Raw genomic sequence first — 20,357 nt, 5'->3', positions numbered from 1 at the left:
CGCCGGACGACCCCACCGTCCTATCAGACCACGAGCATGTCGGGCGTGACGGCCGCTTCGGTATCCGGGATGCCCAGGTCGCGCGCCCGTTTGTCGGCGAGCGCCAGCAACCGGCGGATCCGCCCGGCGATGGCGTCCTTGGTCAGCGGCGGGTCGGCCAACGCGCCCAGCTCCTCCAGGGACGCCTGCCGGTGCTCCAGCCGCAGCCGACCCGCCGAGGTCAGGTGCTCCGGCGCGTCGTCGGCGAGGATCTCCAGGGCCCGGGTGACCCGGGCCGCCGCGGCCACCGCGGCCCGCGCCGAGCGGCGCAGGTTGGCGTCGTCGAAGTTGGCCAACCGGTTGGCGGTGGCGCGTACCTCCCGGCGGACCCGACGCTCCTCCCAGGCCAGCACGCTGGCGTGGGCGCCGATGCGGGTGAGCAGCGCGGCGATCGCGTCGCCGTCCTTGACCACCACCCGGTCCACCCCGCGCACCTCGCGGTTCTTCGCGGTGATGCCGATCCGGCGGGCCGCGCCGACCAGCGCCAACGCCGACTCCGGCCCCGGGCAGGTGATCTCCAGGGCGCTGGAGCGGCCCGGCTCGGTCAGCGAACCGTGCGCCATGAACGCGCCCCGCCAGGCGGAGACCGCGCAGCAGACGTTGGCGGCGACCACGTGCGGTGGCAGTCCCCGCACCGGTCGACCCCGCACGTCCAGCAGACCGGTCTGCCGGGCCAGCGCCTCGCCGTCCTTGACCACCCGGACGATGAAGTGGCTGCCCTTGCGCAGCCCGCCGGAGGCCAACACATGAATTTCACTCGGGTAGCCGTAGACCTCGGCGATCTCCCGGCGCAGCCGGCGGGCCACCGCGCCGGTGTCCAGTTCCGCCTCCACCACCACCCGCCCGGAGACGATGTGCAGCCCACCGGCGAACCGCAGCAGCGCGGCCATCTCCGCCCGCCGGCAGCAGGGCTTGGGCACGTCGACCCGACTCAGCTCGTCCTTGACCGCAGCCGTCATCGCCATTGTGCGTCCCCTCACGGACCGGTTCCGGCGTGTCGCCGGAGATTACGTACGTGTCTAACGATCGGCGCCCAGTACGGGCACCAGCGCGGCGGCCAACGCGGCCGGATCATGGCGGGGAGTGCCGTCGTCGACCGCTACCGGGGCGAGGACGAGTCGGGCCCCGAGCGATTCTGCCGCACGGTCGACCGGGGCGGGATCACCGACCGCCTTGGAATCGGCGATCACGTAGTCGACAGTCAACTCCGGCAGATACCACCGCAGCGCCGCGAGGTGGTCGGCCACGGACAGACCGAGCGTCTCCTGCTCGGCGGCGAGGTTGAGGGTGACCAGCCGGCGAGCGGAACTGGCCAGGATCGCCGCGGCCAGCTGCGGTACCAGCAGGTGCGGCAGGACGCTTGTGTACCAGCTGCCCGGCCCGAAGATCAACCAGTCGGCCGCACCGATCGCCGCGACCGCCTCCGGACAGGCCTCCGGGGCCTGCGGGGTGATCCGCAGCGACTCCACCCGACCGGTACTGACCGCGACCTGGTGCTGGCCGCGTACGGTGCGGACCTCGTCGGGGCGATCCGGGTCCGTGCCGCGTACCCGCGCCTCGATGTCGACCGGCTCGCAGGACATCGGCAGCACCCGGCCGACCGCACCCAACATCGCCCCGGCGTGTTCCAGCGCGGCCACCGGGTCGCCCAGCAACTCCATCAGGCCGGAGATCACCAGATTGCCCACCGCGTGACCGGCGAGCGCGTCAGGTCGGCCACCGTCGGTGGCCACCGCGGCGAAGCGGTGCTGGAACAGCCCGGCGCTGCGTCGGGTGGCCGGGTGGTCACCGGCCAGCGCGACCAACGCCTGCCGCAGGTCACCCGGGGGCAGCCCACCCCGCTCGGCGCGCAGCCGCCCACTGGAACCGCCGTCGTCACCGACGGTCACCACCGCGGTGATGTCCAGATCCAGTTCGGGTGCGCAACGACGTAACGCCCGCAGCGCGGCGGACAGGCCGTGCCCGCCGCCGAAGCTCACCACCCGGATCGTCATTCCCGCCCCAGGTCGCGGTGCTGCGCGTTGGCGGCCAGGCCGGCACGACGCAACCGGGCGGCCAACTCCTCGGCGATGGCCACGCTGCGGTGCTTGCCGCCGGTGCAACCCACCGCGACGGTCAGGTACCGCTTGCCCTCCCGCTCGAAGCCGGCGGTGGTGGCGCCCACGAGATCGGCGTACGCCGAGACGAAGGTGTCCGCACCCTCCTGCCCCAGCACGTACGCGCTGACCGCCTCCTCGCGGCCGGTGTGCTCCCGCAGTTCCGGCACCCAGTACGGGTTGGGCAGGAACCGGGCGTCGAGCACGAAATCCGCATCCGGCGGCAGGCCGTACTTGAAGCCGAAGGAGATCACCGTTACCCGCAGCTTGCGGGCATCCTCCCCGCCGAACAGTTCCTCGATGCGCCGACGCAGCTGGTTGACGTTGAGGTGGCTGGTGTCGATGATCACGTCGGCCTGGTCGCGGGCCTCCTCCAGCAGGCCCCGCTCGACCGCGATGCCGTCGGCGAGCCGCCCGTCGCCCTGCAACGGGTGGGAACGACGCACGCTCTCGAAACGGCGGATCAACACCTCGTCGTCGGCGTCGACGAAGACCACCCGGGGCGCGTACCCGCGCTCCTTGAGCTCCCGGATCGCCTCGGCCAGGTCCGTGGAGAAGGCCCGGGACCGCACGTCCAACACCATCGCGGTACGCCGGGCCGCCCCGCCGGCCTTCACCGCCAGCTCGGCCATGTCCAGCAGCAACGCCTGCGGCAGGTTGTCCACGACGTAGAAGCCGACGTTCTCCAGGGCTCGGGCGACGGTGCTGCGCCCACCACCGGACAGACCGGTGACCACGACAAGCGTGGTGTCCGTCTCCGCCGCCCCGGTGCCGCCGACGTGATGACCGTTCGTGTGCGCCTCGCCCACCCGTCAACCCCCAAGCTGTGGCGCTCCGGTCAGGCCGACCGGGCATGGTCAAAGCGACTCTAGTGCGGCCTGCCGGAGCGTTGCCACCGACGCCCCGAGGCTCCCCCGCCAGCCCGATCGCGCCGGTCAACCCGGCTGTCGATCACCTACCCACCTGCCATGTCGGCGGACTGCCCGCCGCCATTGTCGACCAACCCCCGGCCTTGTCGGCTGACTGACGGCGCGCGGCGGGCGACGGCGTTATCCTCCGGCCATGGGCAGACACGGAGCGCGACTGCGCTGGGTGGTGGCCCTCGTCTCGGTCACCGTCGCGGTACTGGCCACGATCGACCACGCGCGGCAACGCGAACGTGAGCACAACGCCGGCCCTGACGCGGTCACCGTCACCGTCGAGGCGATGCTGCCGCAGCCGGACCAGGTGGCCGACCTGGTCAGCGCGTACGGCTGGCGCAACGGCTCCGCCCCGGTCGGGGACCCCGACAACCAGTCCGTGCTGCTGCGGTTGCGGTGGTCGGGCCCGGGCCAGCCCGGCACCTATCAGGTGATCCTGCTGGACAACCGGCTCGACCCGCCCCGGGTGGTGCCCCCGAGCGGTGGCTGGGACGCCGCCGGCAGCACCGGATTCAACTGGGCCGACTCGTACGAGACACTCGCCGCACGGTACGACTTCCTCGCCGGTGCCGTCTCCCGCCCGGAGTCGAGCGACTCGCTGCGTACCCCGGACAACCTCGGCGCGGTCAGCACCCGTGCGGTGGCCGAGGGTGACCTGGTGGCCCTGTTCCGGATGGGCCCCGCCGCCACCCCCCTCACCGACCCCGCCGATCTGCTGGTCGCCCTCTGCTACGTCGACCCCACCGGCACCCCCCGCTGGGCCAAACCCGTCCCCGTGCCTTCCTGAGCCGGTCAGCAGCAGTGGAGAGCCTTGCGGCGATTCGCGGCGACCAGTGCGCTACCGTCGGGCGGCAGCAGTCCGCTGCCGTGCCGACTCGTACAGCACGACGGTCGCGGCGGTCGCCGCGTTCAGTGAGCTGGCTGCCCCGGACATCGGGATCCGGACAACCTGGTCGCAGGCCTCACGCCAGCCGGAGCTGAGACCGGTGGTCTCATTGCCGATCACGATCAGCGTTGGTTGCCTGAAGTCGTAATCGGCGACATCCAGCGCGCCCAGCTCATCGGTTCCCACGACGTTCATGCCGATGCCGCCCGCACGGACGTCGACGCCCCAGGACAGCACGGCCTGACGGGCGGGCACCCGAACCACTGGCAGAGCGAACAGCGAGCCGGTGCTCGCCCGGACTGCCTTCGGGTCGTACACGTCGGCGGCGTGGCCGGTGATGATGACGCCGGAGGCGCCGAAGGCGTCTGCGGACCGGACGAGGGTCCCGATGTTGCCGGGGCTGGTCGGCCGATCGAACACGACCGTGAGCATGGTCGGTCCGGTCGGGATACGGCACAGGTCGTCCTCCGGCAGCGCGACCACGGCCAGCAACTCCGGTACGTCGTCCGCCTTACCTCCCAGCTCGTGCATCAGTTCACGGGAGACGGCGATCTTCTCGGCCCGGACCTTTTCCAGCAGGTCGCGTGCCCAGCCGGACAGCGCAACGCTTGTGTTGTACAGCAGCTCTCGGATCTGCCAACCGTGTTCGACGGCCATGGCAATCGGACGCACGCCCTGCACGAGGAATTCGCCGCGACGTTGCCGCTTGGTCCGATTGTGCAGGAGAGCCTCCCACTGCTGGAATCGCGCGTTGCGACCACTCACCCGCAGAACCACCCTTGTCCCCGCCTCCGTCGTGCATCACCCGTGCCACGCCTGGCACGCCTACCCGGCATTGTCGTCGGTGCCTACCCCGTCCAGATCTGGGGTGTCCCGTCCAAGGCCCCGACGGATCGCGATCTCCACGGGTGAGTAGGCGCCGTCGGCCCGCTCCAATTCGTACGGCGCGGCCGGCATCAGCGGCGGCTGGGCCATGAAGCGCGGCCGTGTCCCGTGGTGCGGTTGCGCCGCGTGCACCAGGAACGGATGGCACAGAAAGACGTCGCCCGGGGACCCGGTGGCGAGGGCGAGTGGCCGGTGGCTGGATGCCGCCACCAGGTCGGGCGCAAGTTCCAGCCCGCTCGCCCCGTTCTCCCCGTACTTCTCCAGCACCCTCGGCACGTCGAGGTGTGAGCCGACCCGGATCCGGGTCGGGGCGTCCTCCTCACCGACCTCGCTGAACAGGAACAGCATCAGCAGCGCCCGGCCACGGGAACGCACATTCGTGAAGTACCAGCTCTCGCCCTCCGGCAGATAGCTGCCCTCGATGTGCCAGCCCGCGTCGTTCGGCTCCTCTTCGTGCGGGAAGCGCAGCGGGAACGTGCCCAGCGAGTAGCGCGGCTCCCAGCGTCCCGCGCCGACCAGCAGGTCGTACGCGTGATGGAGGAACGGGGAATTGGGGGCGGCGGCGAACGGCCCCTGCGCCATGCCCTCCACCCAGTGCACGGGCTGTCTCCACGTCGCTGGGTCGTCCGGGTCGCAGCCCGTCTCTCGCCACAGCAGCCGCGCGCAGTCCGCAGCCACCCGCGGCGCGACGGCACCGGCCAACTTGACGAAGCCGTCGCGAAGAAAGCGGGACACCAGTGTTGTGTCATCCATGGCCCCATCATGCGGCGACATCGATCCCGCTCACCCGACACTTCCCGCGCGGCTTCTATCGGGTGGGTCGCAGCAGCGCTGCCGCACGATCGGATCGGAGGAACGACGATCAGCCGCGACCGGTACGCCGTCGATCACCCCCCGCTCAGGTTCCGCCTACCTGTCGAAGAAAGCGAACACATGGACACTCGCATCGTCGACCATCCCGCGTTCCGGCTCGTGGGGCACGCTGCTCGCGTTCCGTTGATCCACCGAGGCGTCAACCCGTACATCCAGCAGCACATCGCCGCACTGCCGGCCGAGGAGCACCTGCGCTTGAAGGCACTCGGCAACGCTGAGCCGAGCGGCCTGCTCGCGGTCAGCGACGACCTCGACGCCGACTACGGCGAGGGCAGCGAGCTGACCTACCTGCATGGGGTCGCCGTGTCCCCGAGCACGCCGATCCCGGGCGGCCTCGACATCATCGAGGTCCCGGCCGGCACCTGGGTGGTCATCCGGACGGCGGGGCCGCATCCGCAGACCCTTCAGAATGCCTGGGCCACGGCCGCAGCCGAATGGTTTCCCTTCAATCCGTGGCGGCTGCGGCGAGGCCCGGAGATCGTCGCGGTGCCCGATCCGGCGAACGATTTCAGCACCGCGACCTGCGAGCTCTGGCTGCCCATCGAACCGGCGTAGCGGCCCGGCGAGCAGCTGCTCATAGAATCCTCGGATGGCCTCTCCCGCCGACGTGCGCACCAGTGACCTGAGCATCGCGGACGTGACCGACAGCGACGCGCCGGCCGGTGCGAAGGTGACGGCGGCGCTGGAGGTGCTGCGGCGGGTCTTCGGGTACGACGCCTTCCGGGGCTTCCAGCGCGAGGTCATCGACCACGTGGTCGACGGCGGGGACGCCCTGGTGCTGATGCCGACCGGCGGCGGCAAGTCGCTGTGTTATCAGATCCCGGCCCTGGTCCGCGACGGCGTCGCGGTGGTGATCTCGCCGCTGATCGCGTTGATGCAGGACCAGGTGGACGCGTTGACCGCGGTCGGCGTGAAGGCCGGTTTCCTCAACTCCACCCTCGATCTGGACACCCGCCGGCTGGTCGAGGCGGAGTTCGTGGCCGGGGAGATCGACCTGCTCTACCTGGCCCCGGAGGCGCTGGCCAGCCGCGCCACCCTGAGCCTGCTGGACCGGGGGCGGATCAGCCTGTTCGCCATCGACGAGGCGCACTGCGTGTCGCAGTGGGGGCACGACTTCCGCCCCGACTACCTGAACCTGTCGATGCTGCACGAGCGGTGGCCCGGCGTACCCCGGATCGCGCTGACCGCCACCGCGACCAGCGCCACCCGGTCGGAGATCGCCACCCGGCTCAACCTGACCGAGGCCCGGCACTTCGTGGCCAGCTTCGACCGGCCCAACATCCAGTACCGGATCGTGCCGAAGCGGGAGCCGCGCAAGCAACTGCTGGCCCTGCTGCGCGACGAGCATCCGGGGGATGCGGGGATCGTCTACTGCCTGTCCCGCGCCTCGGTGGAGAAGACCGCCGAGTTCCTGGTCGCCAACGGCATCGACGCACTGCCGTACCACGCCGGTCTGGACGCGGCGACGCGCGCGGCCAACCAGCAGCGGTTCCTACGGGCCGACGGGGTGGTGATGGTGGCGACGATCGCGTTCGGGATGGGCATCGACAAGCCGGACGTCCGCTTCGTCGCCCACCTCGACCTGCCCAAGTCGGTCGAGGGCTACTACCAGGAGACCGGCCGCGCGGGCCGCGACGGACTACCGTCGACCGCCTGGCTGGCGTACGGGCTGCAGGACGTCGTGCAGCAGCGCAAGATGATCGACACGTCCGAGGGTGACCTGGCGCACCGGCGGAACCTCGCCGCCCACCTCGACGCGATGCTGGCGCTCTGCGAGACGGTCCGTTGCCGTCGGGTGCAGTTGCTGGAGTACTTCGGCGAGCCGGCCAGCGGCAACTGCGGCAACTGCGACACCTGCCTGGAGCCCCCGGAGTCGTGGGACGGCACGGTGGCCGCGCAGAAGCTGCTCTCCACGGTGTTCCGGCTCGATCGGGAACGCAACCAGCGCTTCGGTGCCGGGCACTGCATCGACATCCTGCTGGGCCGCAGCAACGACAAGATCACCCAACATCGGCACGACTCGCTCACCGTGTTCGGCATCGGCGGTGAGCTCAGCGAGGCCGAGTGGCGTGGCGTGGTGCGGCAACTGCTGGCCGAGGGGCTGTTGGCCGTCGAGGGCGACTACGGCACCCTGGCGCTCACCGACGCCAGCGCCGAGGTGCTGGGCCGGCGGCGTACCGTGATGCTGCGCCGTGAGGCGGCCCGCCCGGCCAAGGCGGCGCGCACCGCCAAGCCGCGGGGCGCGGCCACCGTGGTCGCCGACCTGTCCCCGGAGGCGACCGGCACCTTCGAGAGGCTGCGCGCCTGGCGGGCCGCCACCGCCAAAGAGCAGGGCGTCCCGGCGTACGTCATCTTCCATGACGCCACGCTGCGGCAGATCGCCGCCGAGATGCCGACCTCACTGGCCGAGCTGTCCGGAATCAGTGGCGTCGGCGAGAACAAGCTGGCCAAGTACGGCGAGCAGATCCTCAACGTCCTCACCAACGCCGAGTAACCCGACTGCACCACCTTTGTCGTGACCCGCCGAACCGTGTGGGGTCAGGTCCAGGAGGTGGCGTGGTCGGCGATGAAGGTGGCCAGGGTGCGCGGGGGGCGGCCGGTGATCGCCTGGACGGTGTCGGTGGTGTCGGCCCACCGGCCGTCGCCGACGTCGCGCATCAGCCTGGCGAGGTCGTCGGCGAACGCCGAAGGCAGGCCGGCCGCGCGTAGGCGCTGTGCCATGGCGGCCACCGGCAGGTCGACGTAGTGCACCGGGCGGCCGAGCACGGCGGTCATCGTCTCGGCCACCTCCTGGTGGGTGTACGCCTCGGGGCCGGTCAGGGTCAGCGTGGCGTTCGCCTCGACCGGCCGGGTCAGCAGGGCGGCGGCGACGTCGGCGATGTCCCGAGCATCGAGGTAGCCAACCGGGCCAGACCCGTACGACCCGTAGAACCGTCCCTCGCCATCGGTGAAACTGACCTCGGGGAGGAGGTTCTGCATGAAGCCGACCGGTTGCAGGATCAGGTACGGCAGTCCTGATGCGCGCAAATGATCGTCGATCTCGCCGTGCTGGCCCTGGGCCAGTAGCGCACCGGGCGCCGCTCCGCGTACCGATATTTTGACCAGCTGCGCGACGCCGGCCTCGGCGGCAAGATCGATGATCGACCGTTGCTGGTGGACGAAGTCCGGCCCCGGTACGCCGTTGAGCAGCAGGCGGGCGCCGGGAACGAGGGCGGCACGGATCGAGCGGGGGTCGGCGAAGTCGGCGAGCGTGACATCACCGCCGAGTTCGGCGACGTGCCGAGGCTGGCGTACCACCGCCCGCCGGGCTACCGCGTGCCGGTCCAGTCGATCGACAAGTGCGCGCCCGATCCGTCCGGTCGCGCCGGTCACGATGATCACCAAGCCTCCAAGCGGAATGAGGTATTCCGGTTATCCGGCGACTAGGATAACCGGAGGACAACCTTCCGGATAGAGGACGCCTTGCCGACAAACGACGCCGCTCCCCTACGGGCCGACGCACGCCGCAACCTGACAAAGATCATGTCGGCGGCCCGCGAGGTGGTCGTCGAGCACGGGCTCGACGCACCGATGGAACTGGTGGCACGCCGCGCCGGGGTCGGCGTCGGCACGCTCTATCGGCGATTTCCCACCCGAGAGGCGCTACTCGGTGCCGTCGCCGAGGCGTACGTCGCCGACCTGGTGACCGCCACCCGGCGGATCATCGACGGCGCGGCGGATTCCTGGTCGGCGCTGCGCGAACTGGTCGACTGGTGCGCCTCTCCAGGGCAGGGCGCGCTGGCTGCGGCTCTGGCCGACCTCCCCGTCGCGCAGGTGCAGGCGCTACCCGCGTTCGCCCGGTCCCGCCAGGAGTGGTTGGACCTGCTGGACGGCCTGGTCACCGATGGGCAACGGGCCGGGACGATCCGCGCGGATATCGGCACCGGCGATCTGGTGGCCCTGCTCACCGTCTTCACCTGCCATCCGGACCGGTTGCCCAGACATGTCGCCGACCAGCCGGCCCGCTACCTGCACCTGATGCTGGACGCGCTGGACGCCACCGCACCCCGGGGCACGCCCCTGCCCGGTGCCCCGCCGAGCTGATCAATCAGATGAGGTCGCGGGGGCGAGGGCGGCGAGGATGGCCTCGGCAGTGCGCCGGCCCACACCGGGGACCTCGGTGATCTCCTCGACGGTGGCGGCCGAGAGGCGCTTGAGCGAGCCGAAGTGCCGCAGCAGTGCCTTGCGGCGTACGTCGCCCAGGCCGGGGATGTCGTCCAGGGCGGAGGTGGTCATCCGCTTGGAGCGGCGCTGCCGGTGGAAGGTGATGGCGAAGCGGTGCGCCTCGTCGCGTACCCGTTGCAGCAGGTAGAGCCCTTCCGAGGTGCGCGGCAGGATGACCGGGAAGTCGTCGTCGGGCAGCCACACCTCCTCCAGCCGCTTGGCCAGACCGCACAGCGCCACGTCGTCGATGCCCAGCTCGGCGAGGGCCTGCGCGGCGGCGGCGACCTGCGGGGCACCGCCGTCGACCACCACCAGCTGCGGTGGGTACGCGAACTTGCGGGGCCGCCCGGTGGTCGGGTCGACGCCGGGGCGGTCCGGATCCGCGGCGGTCTCCTCGCCGATCTCGCCGGTCTCGGCGCGCACGTCGAGGTAGCGGGCGAAGCGGCGGCGCAGCACCTCGGACATCGCCGACAGGTCGTCGGTGGCGCCCCGGACGATGAAGCGGCGGTACTCGCTCTTGCGGGGCAGGCCGTCCTCGAAGACGACCATGCTGGCCACCACGTCACTGCCCTGGATCTGGGAGACGTCGAAGCACTCGATGCGCAACGGTGCCGTCCGCATGCCGAGCGCCTCGCTGATCTCGTCGAGGGCCTTGCTGCGGGTGGTCAGGTCACCGGCCCGCTTGAGCTTGTGCCGGGCCAGGGCGTCCTTGGCGTTGCGCTCCACCGTCTCCAGCAGGGCACGCTTGTCGCCGCGCTGCGGCACCCGCAGGCTGACCCGGCTGCCCCGGTGGGTGGCCAGCCAGTCGGCCAGCGCCTCGGCGTCGGCGGGCAACTCCGGCACCAGCAGTTCGCGCGGCACGTCGGTCTCGCCGTGCTCGCCGCCGTAGACCTGGGTGCAGAAGTGGTGCACCAGGTCGCCGGTGGTGAGGTCTTCGGTCTTCTCCACCACCCAGCCGCGCTGGCCCCGCACCCGGCCGCCCCGGACGTGGAAGACCTGCACCGCGGCTTCCAGGGGGTCGTCGGCGAAGGCGACCACGTCGGCGTCGGTGCCGTCGCCGAGCACGACTGTCTGTTTCTCCATCGCCCGGCGCAGCGCCGCGACGTCGTCGCGCAGCCGGGCCGCCCGCTCGAACTCCAACTCGGCGCTGGCCTGGGTCATCTCGCGTTCCAGCTTGCGCACCATGCTGTCGGTGCGCCCGGCCATGAAGTCGCAGAACCCGTCGACGATCTCACGGTGCTCCTGCGCGGTGACGCTGCCGACGCAGGGCGCGGAGCACTTGCCGATGTAGCCCAGCAGGCAGGGCCGGCCGACCTGACCGGCGCGCTTGAACACCCCGGCGGAGCAGGTCCGCGCCGGGAAGACCCGCAGCAGCAGGTCGAGCGTCTCGCGGATCGCCCAGGCGTGCGAGTACGGCCCGAAGTAGCGCACCCCCTTGCGCTTGGCCCCGCGCATGACCTGCAACCGCGGATATTCCTCGTCGAGGGTGACCGCGAGGTAGGGGTACGACTTGTCGTCGCGGTAGCGGACGTTGAACCTCGGGTCGTACTGCTTGATCCAGGTGTATTCGAGCTGAAGCGCCTCGACCTCGGTGCCGACGGTGACCCAGTCGACCGATTCGGCCGTGGTGACCATCTGCCGGGTGCGGTCGTGCAGCCCCAGCAGGTCGGCGAAGTAGGAGTTGAGGCGGCTGCGCAGGTTCTTCGCCTTGCCGACGTAGATCACCCGGCCGGTGCCGTCGCGGAACCGGTAGACCCCCGGGGACTCCGGGATGGTGCCGGGGGCGGGACGGTAGGTCGACGGATCAGCCACGCTCCGAGCCTATCCGCCGCCCCCGACAGCCCGAATCGTCCCTGGTCGACGGCTTCCCGCCCGAGTGCGTGGGCAGCGCCGGCCATCCGGATTGACGTCTTCCAATATCGACGCCTGCGGCCTACCATCCAGTAACCGAATGTTCTTCATGTAATGATCCCGCCCGATGGCCCCCCGTCCACAGAGGATCGCCATGTCTGCTCGTACCGCCACCCGCCGGCTGCTCGCCGGTGCGACCGGCGCCATCGCCGTCGCCGCCCTGCTGGTCGCCGTCCCGCCCACCGCCACCGCCACCACCGCCGCGCCCGCGAACAGCACCCTCGCGGTGAACGTCGCCAGCGCCTTCGCCGGCAACGACTACTGCCTCGGCGAATGCTCGGAGATCCTGCCGCCCGGCCAGAACGGCAACGCCACCCTTGTCGAGATCCTCGGCAACCAGGCCTTCGGCACCCTGCCCCGGCACTCCGCCGACCAACTCGACAGGTACGCAAACCTCGTCTACGGCTACGCCGGACTGCGCGAGGAGCAGATCGGCAACTTCTTCCACGACGCCGCCTTCGGGGTCGCCCCCAACCAGGTCGAACGCGACTACTCCCCGCGCTCCGACGTGCGCATCGTGCGGGACAAGGCCACCGGCGTACCGCACATCACCGGGAGCACCCGGGCCGGCACCATGTACGGCGCGGGCTACGCCGGCGCCGAGGACCGACTGTTCACCATGGACCTGCTGCGCCACGTCGGCCGAGGCACGCTGACCTCCTTCGCCGGCGGCGCCCCCGGCAACCGCGCCCTGGAACAGAGCGTCTGGCGTACCTCCCCCTACACCGAGGCCGACCTGGCCGCCCAGGTCGAGGCGCTGCGGCGCAAGGGCGGAGCGCGCGGCGAGCAGCTCTACGCCGACGTGCAGGAGTACATCGCCGGCATCAACGCGTACATCCGCACCTGCATGTCGGGCCGCAACTGCCCCGGCGAGTACGTGCTGACCGGCCACCTGGACGCGATCACCAACGCCGGTGGGCCGAAGCCGTTCACCATGACCGACCTGATCGCCATCGCCGGCGTGGTCGGCGGCCTGTTCGGCGGCGGTGGCGGCAACGAGATGCAGTCCGCGCTGGTCCGCATCGCCGCCCGCGCCAAGTACGGCCCGGTCGAGGGCGACCGGGTGTGGAACGGCTTCCGGGGCCAGAACGACCCGGAGACCGTGCTGACCCTGCACGACGGGCAGAGCTTCCCGTACGGTGACGCCTCCCCCGACGCCCCCAGCGTGGTGCTGCCCGACGCGGGTTCCGCCCGGGTCGAGCCGGTCGTCACCGGCCCCACCGGCTCCGCCACCACCGCCGGGTCCACCAGCTCCTCCGAACTGGCCGCCGCGCTGTCCGGGCTGACCATCACCCCGGCCAACCGGGGCATGTCCAACGCGGCGGTGATCTCCGCCGAGCACTCCGCCACCGGCCACCCGATCGCCGTGTTCGGGCCGCAGACCGGCTACTTCTCCCCGCAACTGCTGATGGTCCAGGAGTTGCAGGGCCCCGGCATCAGCGCCCGGGGCGCCGCCTTCGCCGGACTCAACCTGTACGTGCTGCTCGGCCGGGGCCAGGACTACGCCTGGAGCGCCACCTCCGCCGTCCACGACATCACCGACACGTACGCGGTGCCGCTGTGCGTGCCCGGTGGCGGCACGCCCACCCTGGCCAGCAACCACTACCTGTTCCGCGGCCAGTGCCTGGCGATGGAGGAACTGTCGCACGTCAACCGGTGGAACCCGACCGTCGCCGACAGCACCCCGGCCGGGTCGTACAAGCTGGTCGCCTGGCGTACGAAGCTGGGCCTGGTGGCCTGGCGCGGCACCGTCGGCGGCGTCCCGCACGCCTTCACCCAGCTGCGCTCCACCTACGGGCGGGAAGCCGACTCGGCGATCGGGTTCCAGATGTTCAACGACCCGACCCAGATGGGCACCGCGTCAGCGTTCCTGGAGTCGGCCCACAACGTCGAGTACGCCTTCAACTGGTTCTACGTCAACTCCACCCAGTCGGCGTACTTCAACTCCGGGCTCAACCCGGTGCGGGCCGCCGGCAGCAACCCGAACCTGCCGATGCGCGCCGATCGGGCCTACGAGTGGCAGGACTTCGACCCGGACGCCCGCACCGCCCGGTACGCGCCACGCTCCGCCCACCCGCAGTCGATCGACCAGGACTACTACATCAGCTGGAACAACAAGCAGGCCAAGGACTTCGGGGCGGCCGACGGCAACTTCAGCTTCGGCGCCGTACACCGGGGTGACCTGCTGGACAAGCCGGTGAAGGCGGCCATCGCGGCGGGCCGCAAGTTCGACCGAGGCTCACTCACCGAGTTGGTGCAGCGGGCCGGGCTGACCGACCTGCGCGGTGCGGAGGTGCTCGACGAGCTGATCCGGGTGCTGGAGAGCCAGCCGGTCACCGACACGGCCCTGGCGGCCGAGATCGGCCGGTTGAAGGCGTGGCGGCAGGCCGGGGCGCTGCGGGTGGAGACCGCCAAGGGCAGCAAGGTGTACCAGCACGCCGAGGCGATCCGTACCTTCGACGCCTGGTGGCCCCTGCTGGTCCGGGGGATGTTCCGGGACCCCCTCGGCCCCGACCTCTACCAGTCGCTGATCAACACCCTCCAGGTCAACGAATCACCGTCGGGCCTGCAACAGGGTGACGTGTCGAACCTGCCGTCCTCGGCCAACGGGGCACAGACCCACAAGGGCTCGGCGTTCCAGTACGGCTGGTGGGGTTACGTCGACAAGGACCTGCGCGCGGTCCTCGGTGCCCCGGTCGCCGGTAGCCCCGGGCGTACCTTCTGCGGCAACGGCAACCTGGGCGCGTGCCGGCAGATCCTGCTGGACACCCTGCGCACGGCGGCGGCCACCCCGGCCACCACGACCTACCCGGGCGACGCCAGCTGCGCGGCCGGCGACCAGTGGTGCGCCGACGCGATCATCCAGTCGCCGCTGGGCGGCATCAAGCACGCCACCATCGCCTGGCAGAACCGGCCCACCTACCAGCAGGTGGTCTCGTTCCCGGCGCGCCGCGGCGACGACCTGACCAACCTGGCCGTCGGGCGGCCGGTGACCGCCTCCAGCAGCCAACTCGGCAACGGCGCCGCCCGGGCCGTCGACGGGAACCTCGGCACCCGCTGGGCCAGTTCATGGTCGGACAACCAGTGGATCCGGGTGGACCTGGGCAGCGTCCGGCAGATCGGCCGGGTGGTGCTGGCCTGGGAGGCGGCGTACGCCCGGTCGTACCGGGTGGAGGTCTCGGGCGACGGAAGCACCTGGCGGCCGGTGTGGTCGACCACAGCGGGCGACGGCGGCACCGACGTGGTGGCCTTCACCCCGCAGCAGGCCCGCTACGTCCGGATGACCGGCCTCACCCGAGGCACCTCCTACGGCTTCTCCCTGTGGGAGCTGTCCGTGTACGCACACTGAGCGCGATCGGCCGTGGCCGGGGCCGCCCCCTGGCCACGGCCGCTGCGGCTGGATCCGGTGGGTCGTCTCGTCGACGGCCCACACCGGCCAGGGTGTCGTCTCGTCGACGGCCCACCGGCCGGCGGGTCAGGCGAGAGCGATCTGGTCGCCGGAGACCTTGACGTCCTTACGTTCCAGCGGCGCGGGGGACGGACCGGACTGGACCGAGCCGTCCTCGATCGAGAACCGGCTGTTGTGGCAGACGCAGTTGATCGTGCCGCCCTCGACGGTCGTCACGTTGCACCCCTGGTGCGGGCACTTCGGGTCGAAGCCGCGGAACTCCCCCGGCGACGGCTGGGTGATCACGATCCCCTGGGCGGACAGGACGGCACCCCCACCGACCGGGATGTCGCTGGTCCGGGCCAGCGACTGGCTGTCCTGGCGGCCGCCCCCACCCGCGTCGCCGGTGTTCGTCACCTGCGGACCCGGGCTGGTGGTCGCCGCGCCGTCGTCCCCGCCGCCGCAGGCCGCCAACATCGCCGCCGCCCCGGCCGCACCCGCACCGGCCAGCAGCGCCCGCCGTGTCCGTACCGGCCGCGCCCCCGCCACCTGGTCGTCAGTCATCCCCGCACCCTCCTCGGCTACCACCGTGCATGATCCCCGTCAGGTTTTCGAACCCGAACCACTCTGCCTGGCGGTTCACCCGATCGACCACCCGGCGGCACCTCGCCGAGTGGCCGGGTGCCCGGTCAGCCGGCCGGGACGCTCTTGCGTCCGGCCCGCGCCTTGGTCGCGGTCGTCTTGGTCGCGGTCGTCTTCGTGCCGGTCGTCTTGGTCGCGGTCGTCTTGTTGCCGTTCGCCTTGGCCGCGCGGGCGGTGGCCGCCGCCGCACCCTTGGCCGTGCCGTCGAGCTTGAGCACGGTACGCAGGAACTGCCCGGTGTGGCTCTCGGCGACCTCGGCGACCTCCTCCGGGGTGCCGGTGGCGAGCACGGTGCCGCCCCGGTGCCCGCCCTCGGGCCCCATGTCGATCAGCCAGTCGGCGCTCTTGATCACGTCGAGGTTGTGTTCGATGGTGATCACCGTGTTGCCCTTGTCGACCAGGCCCTCCAGCACCATCAGCAGCTTGCGGATGTCCTCGAAGTGCAGGCCGGTGGTCGGCTCGTCGAGCACGTAGACCGTCCGCCCGGTGGAACGCTTCTGCAACTCGGAGGCGAGCTTGACCCGCTGCGCCTCACCGCCGGAGAGCGTCGGCGCCGGCTGACCCAGGCGTACGTAGCCCAGACCCACGTCGACAAGGGTCTTGAGGTGTCGGTGGATGGCCGGGATCGCGGAGAAGAACTCCGCAGCCTCCTCGATCGGCATCTCCAGCACGTCGGAGACGGTCTTGCCCTTGTAGTGCACCTCCAGGGTCTCCCGGTTGTACCGGGCGCCCTTGCAGACCTCGCACGGCACGTACACGTCCGGCAGGAAGTTCATCTCGATCTTGATCGTGCCGTCGCCGGAGCAGGCCTCGCAGCGGCCACCCTTGACGTTGAACGAGAACCGGCCGGGGCCGTACCCGCGCACCTTGGCCTCGGTGGTCTCGGCGAACAGCTTGCGGACATGATCCCAGACCCCGGTGTAGGTGGCCGGGTTGGATCGGGGCGTACGCCCGATCGGCGACTGGTCGACGCCGACGACCTTGTCCACGTGCTCCAGCCCGGAGACCCGGGTGTGCCGGCCGGGCACCAGCCGGGCGCCGTTGATCTGGTTGGCCAGCACCGCGTACAGGATGTCGTTGACCAGTGTCGACTTGCCGGAACCGCTGACCCCGGTGACCGCGATCAGCTGGCCCAGCGGGAAGCTCACCGTCAGGTTGCGCAGGTTGTGCTCGCGAGCGCCGTGCACCACCAGTTCCCGGCCCGGGGTCTGCGGCCGGCGGCCCTTCGGCGTCGGGATCTCCCGCCGACCCGACAGGTACGCCCCGGTGATCGAATCCGGGTTCGCCAGCAGCGCCGGCACCGAGCCGCTGTGCACGATCTGCCCACCGTGCTCCCCCGCGCCCGGCCCGATGTCGACGATCCAGTCGGCGGTGCGGATGGTGTCCTCGTCGTGCTCCACCACGATCAGCGTGTTGCCCAGCCCGCGCAGCCGGACCAGGGTCTCGATCAGCCGGTGGTTGTCACGCTGGTGCAGACCGATGGAGGGCTCGTCCAGCACGTAGAGCACGCCGACCAGCCCGGAACCGATCTGAGTGGCCAGCCGGATGCGCTGCGCCTCACCACCGGACAGCGTGCCGGCCGGGCGATCCAGGGAGAGGTAGTCCAGACCCACGTCGAGCAGGAACCGCAGCCGAGCGTTGATCTCCTTGAGCACCCGCTCGGCGATCAACTTCTGCCGGTCGGTCAGCTCGATGCCGGCCAGCAGGTCGGCACACTCACCGACGGACAGGTTGCAGACCTCGGCGATGCTGCGCCCCGCCAGCGTGACGGCGAGCACCTCGGGCTTGAGCCGGGCACCGCCGCAGGCGGCACACGGCACGTCGCGCATGTAGCCCTCGTACTTCTCCCGCGACCACTCGCTCTCGGTGTCGGAGTGCCGGCGCTCGATCCACTGCACCACGCCCTCGAAGCCGGTGTAGTACGAGCGCTCCCGGCCGTACTTGTTGCGGTAGCGCACGTGCACCTGGTCGTCGGAGCCGTGCAGGATCGTCTTCTGCGCCCGCGACGGCAGGGCCCGCCACGGCGTGTCGATGTCGAAGTGCTGGGCCTCGCCGAGGGCCTCCAGCAGGCGCAGGAAGTATTCCAGGTTGTGGCCGGTGGCCCAGGGCTGGATCGCGCCCTCGCGCAGGGTCCGCTCCGGGTCGGGGATGAGCAGCTCCGGGTCGACCTCCTTCTTGGTGCCCAGACCGGTGCACTCCGGGCAGGCACCGTACGGCGCGTTGAAGGAGAAGACCCGCGGTTCCAGGTCCTCGATCGCCAGCGGGTGGTCGTTGGGGCAGGCCAGGTGCTCGGAGTAGCGGCGCTCCCGCTCCGGGTCGCCCTCGGGCACGTCGACGAAGTCGAGCAGGACCAGGCCGCCGGAGAGACCCAGCGCCGCCTCGACCGAGTCGGTGAGCCGCTGCTTGGCGCTGGGCTTCACGCTGAGCCGGTCGATCACCACCTCGATGGTGTGCTTCTCCTGCTTCTTGAGCTTCGGCGGGTCGGTGAGCTGGTGCACCACGCCGTCGACCCGGGCCCGCGCGTACCCCTTGGCCTGGAGTTCGGCGAACAGGTCGACGTACTCACCCTTGCGGCCGCGTACCACCGGGGCGAGCACCATGAACCGGGTGCCCTCGGCCATCGCCAGGACCCGGTCGACGATCTGCTGCGGGCTCTGCTTGGAGATCCGCTCACCGCAGACCGGGCAGTGCGGCTCGCCCACCCGGGCGAACAGCAGCCGCAGGTAGTCGTAGACCTCGGTGATGGTGCCGACGGTGGAGCGCGGGTTGCGCGAGGTGGATTTCTGGTCGATCGACACCGCCGGGCTCAGACCCTCGATGAAATCGACGTCCGGCTTGTCCATCTGGCCGAGGAACTGTCGGGCGTACGACGACAGCGACTCGACGTACCGGCGCTGCCCCTCGGCGAAGATCGTGTCGAACGCCAGACTCGACTTGCCCGACCCGGACAGCCCGGTGAACACGATCAGGGCGTCCCGGGGAAGGTCGAGGCTGACGTCACGCAGGTTGTGCTCGCGTGCGCCACGGATGATCAGACGGTCGGCCACGGTCCGTGTACTCCCGGGTGAGGATGACGAGGAGGATCTGTCCGCTTCGGGATCAACCCAGCGGTTGTGCCAGCGCGGAGAGCGCGCCCCGGCAACTGTAGACCCGCCCTACGACAACTTCCCCCCGCCACACAACCCCACCCCACACTCCCCCCCACCCCCACCCACCCTCGCCCCACCCCCCTACCCCGTCGATCTTGCACTTTCGGTCGGGGCATAGCTAGGCGAAAGCGACATTCAGGCGACCACAAGTGCAAGATCGACGGCGCGAGGGGGCGGGGCGTGGGCGACGGGCGTGGGGCGAGGGAGGGGGTGGGTCAGCGGGGGTGGCGGGGGCGGGTGGGGCGGGTGGTGTGGCGGCGGGTTTCGTGGGTCAGCTCACGGTGGAGGCGACGCCAGCTCTGCCAGCGGCGGGTGGACAGGTCGCCGGAGGCGAGGGCGGCCTGCACGGCGCAGCCCGGCTCGGCCTCGTGCCCGCAGTCGCCGTAGCGGCAGCCGGTGGCGAGGTCGGCGATGTCGCCGAAGGCCCGGTCGAGGCCGGACTCGCCGTCGAGCAGGCCGACCGCCCGTACCCCCGGGGTGTCCAGCACCGCGCCGCCGCCCGGCAGCGGCACCAGCGCCCGCCAGGTGGTGGTGTGTCGGCCTTTGCCGTCGACCCGACGGATCGACTGGGTCGGCATGACCACGGCCCCGACCAGCGCGTTGACCAGGCTCGACTTGCCGGCGCCGGAGGGCCCCAGCAGACCGAGCGTCCGCCCCGGGGCCACCTCGGCGCGCAGCGGGTCCAGCCCGGTGCCCGTCTCGGCGCTGACCGGCAGCACCGGCACCCCGGGCGCGAGGGCCGCGAGTTGACGTGCCACCGCCGCCGGGTCGGCGGCCAGGTCGGTCTTGGTGAGTACGACGAGCGGCCGGGCGCCCGACTCGTGCACCAGGGAGAGCAGCCGCTCGATGCGGGCGGCGTTCGGCTCGGGGTGTACCGGTTCCACCACGGCGGCGGTGTCCAGGTTGGCGGCCAGCAGCTGACCGCTGGCGTCCTTGCCTGCGGTGCGCCGGATCAGCGCGGTACGCCGGGGCAGCACCGCCTCCACCGTGACCCGCGCGTCGGGCCAGGTGCCGAGCAGCACCCAGTCGCCCGCGCCGGGTAGCCGGGTGGCGTCGCCCACGGCTGCGGCCAGCAGGGCGCCGCCGCAGGAGGCGCGCACCGGGCCGTCGGAGGTGAGTACGGTGCAGACGCCACGGTCGACCCGGGCGACCCGGCCCGGGCGGTGATCGGTGTGGATACGGCTCAGGTGCGCCGCCCGGTCGGTGTCCCAACCCAGGGCGGTCAGTGTGATGTCCAAGGCTCCTCGTTCAGGGTCGCTGCGGGTGATACGGGCGTGCGGTGACCGGCATGACCACCACCTCCTCCGCTCCGGCGCCGCGAACACCCCCACGGTAGGAGGCGTGCTCCCGGGCGGGAAGTGAATT

The 20,357-nt window shown here is 71.2% G+C and carries 15 protein-coding genes; 5 read left to right on the top strand and 10 right to left on the bottom strand.

The window, feature by feature from the left end:
• Positions 1-23: 23 nt before the first annotated feature.
• The 3 genes from whiA to rapZ are packed head-to-tail and all read right to left on the bottom strand — an operon-like array spanning position 24 to position 2,944.
• Positions 24-1,004, bottom strand: a complete 981-nt coding sequence (gene whiA, locus EG812_RS01420; protein WP_013734954.1) for a DNA-binding protein WhiA — start codon at positions 1,002-1,004, stop codon at positions 24-26.
• Between the two features lie 54 nt (positions 1,005-1,058).
• Positions 1,059-2,033: a gluconeogenesis factor YvcK family protein gene (locus EG812_RS01415; protein WP_013734955.1), complete on the bottom strand. Its 975-nt coding sequence runs from the start codon at positions 2,031-2,033 to the stop codon at positions 1,059-1,061.
• Positions 2,030-2,944: an RNase adapter RapZ gene (rapZ, locus tag EG812_RS01410; RefSeq protein ID WP_013734956.1), complete on the bottom strand. Its 915-nt coding sequence runs from the start codon at positions 2,942-2,944 to the stop codon at positions 2,030-2,032. Before rapZ ends, EG812_RS01415 begins: the two co-directional genes overlap by 4 nt.
• A gap of 253 nt (positions 2,945-3,197) precedes the next feature.
• On the opposite strand from rapZ, the gene EG812_RS01405 reads away from it, so the two are divergent.
• On the top strand, positions 3,198-3,842 hold the full coding sequence (locus tag EG812_RS01405; RefSeq protein WP_126710516.1) for a hypothetical protein: 645 nt from the start codon (positions 3,198-3,200) through the stop codon (positions 3,840-3,842).
• A 51-nt stretch (positions 3,843-3,893) separates the two neighbouring features.
• Here EG812_RS01405 and EG812_RS01400 read toward each other — a convergent pair whose 3' ends face one another.
• Both EG812_RS01400 and EG812_RS01395 read right to left on the bottom strand, forming a co-directional pair.
• The gene (locus EG812_RS01400) at positions 3,894-4,712 is read right to left on the bottom strand and encodes a TrmH family RNA methyltransferase (RefSeq protein ID WP_232510903.1); all 819 of its coding nucleotides are present in this window, start codon (positions 4,710-4,712) and stop codon (positions 3,894-3,896) included.
• 54 nt (positions 4,713-4,766) lie between these two features.
• Positions 4,767-5,579: a phytanoyl-CoA dioxygenase family protein gene (locus EG812_RS01395; RefSeq protein WP_126710515.1), complete on the bottom strand. Its 813-nt coding sequence runs from the start codon at positions 5,577-5,579 to the stop codon at positions 4,767-4,769.
• A gap of 180 nt (positions 5,580-5,759) precedes the next feature.
• Here EG812_RS01395 and EG812_RS01390 point away from each other — a divergent pair, with 180 nt between their 5' ends.
• Positions 5,760-6,254, top strand: coding sequence for a GyrI-like domain-containing protein (locus EG812_RS01390; protein WP_233579334.1), 495 nt, complete (start codon positions 5,760-5,762; stop codon positions 6,252-6,254).
• 34 nt (positions 6,255-6,288) lie between these two features.
• Positions 6,289-8,193 (top strand): DNA helicase RecQ, encoded by a 1,905-nt coding sequence (recQ, locus tag EG812_RS01385; protein ID WP_233579333.1) that lies wholly within the window; start codon positions 6,289-6,291, stop codon positions 8,191-8,193.
• Between the two features lie 44 nt (positions 8,194-8,237).
• Here the strand turns inward: recQ and EG812_RS01380 are convergent, their stop codons facing one another.
• A complete protein-coding gene (locus EG812_RS01380; protein ID WP_126710513.1) occupies positions 8,238-9,080 on the bottom strand; it encodes an NmrA family NAD(P)-binding protein in 843 nt (280 codons plus the stop codon).
• An 81-nt stretch (positions 9,081-9,161) separates the two neighbouring features.
• Here EG812_RS01380 and EG812_RS01375 point away from each other — a divergent pair, with 81 nt between their 5' ends.
• Positions 9,162-9,782 (top strand): TetR/AcrR family transcriptional regulator, encoded by a 621-nt coding sequence (locus EG812_RS01375; RefSeq protein WP_013734964.1) that lies wholly within the window; start codon positions 9,162-9,164, stop codon positions 9,780-9,782.
• Here EG812_RS01375 and uvrC read toward each other — a convergent pair whose 3' ends face one another.
• Complete coding sequence (gene uvrC, locus EG812_RS01370) at positions 9,783-11,714, bottom strand: excinuclease ABC subunit UvrC (RefSeq protein WP_013734965.1); 1,932 nt, start codon at positions 11,712-11,714, stop codon at positions 9,783-9,785. It abuts the gene before it with no gap.
• 193 nt (positions 11,715-11,907) lie between these two features.
• Here uvrC and EG812_RS01365 point away from each other — a divergent pair, with 193 nt between their 5' ends.
• Entirely contained in the window at positions 11,908-15,162 is a 3,255-nt protein-coding gene (locus EG812_RS01365) for a penicillin acylase family protein (RefSeq protein ID WP_126710512.1), read from the top strand.
• A 126-nt stretch (positions 15,163-15,288) separates the two neighbouring features.
• On the opposite strand, the gene EG812_RS01360 is transcribed toward EG812_RS01365, so the two are convergent.
• The 3 genes from EG812_RS01360 to rsgA all read right to left on the bottom strand — a co-directional run bounded on the left by EG812_RS01360 (position 15,289) and on the right by rsgA (position 20,230).
• Positions 15,289-15,765 carry a Rieske (2Fe-2S) protein gene (locus tag EG812_RS01360; RefSeq protein ID WP_013734967.1) on the bottom strand — a complete coding sequence of 159 codons (477 nt, stop codon included), beginning with the start codon at positions 15,763-15,765 and terminating at the stop codon, positions 15,289-15,291.
• Positions 15,766-15,890: 125 nt separating this feature from the next.
• Positions 15,891-18,890 (bottom strand): excinuclease ABC subunit UvrA, encoded by a 3,000-nt coding sequence (uvrA, locus tag EG812_RS01355; RefSeq protein WP_126710511.1) that lies wholly within the window; start codon positions 18,888-18,890, stop codon positions 15,891-15,893.
• Positions 18,891-19,207: 317 nt separating this feature from the next.
• On the bottom strand, positions 19,208-20,230 hold the full coding sequence (rsgA, locus tag EG812_RS01350) for a ribosome small subunit-dependent GTPase A (protein WP_126710510.1): 1,023 nt from the start codon (positions 20,228-20,230) through the stop codon (positions 19,208-19,210).
• Positions 20,231-20,357 lie beyond the last annotated feature (127 nt).

The sequence above is a fragment of the Verrucosispora sp. FIM060022 genome (assembly GCF_003977705.1).
In the GTDB taxonomy this organism is placed as follows: domain Bacteria; phylum Actinomycetota; class Actinomycetes; order Mycobacteriales; family Micromonosporaceae; genus Micromonospora; species Micromonospora gifhornensis.
This window is presented reverse-complemented; position numbering and strand designations above follow the sequence as displayed.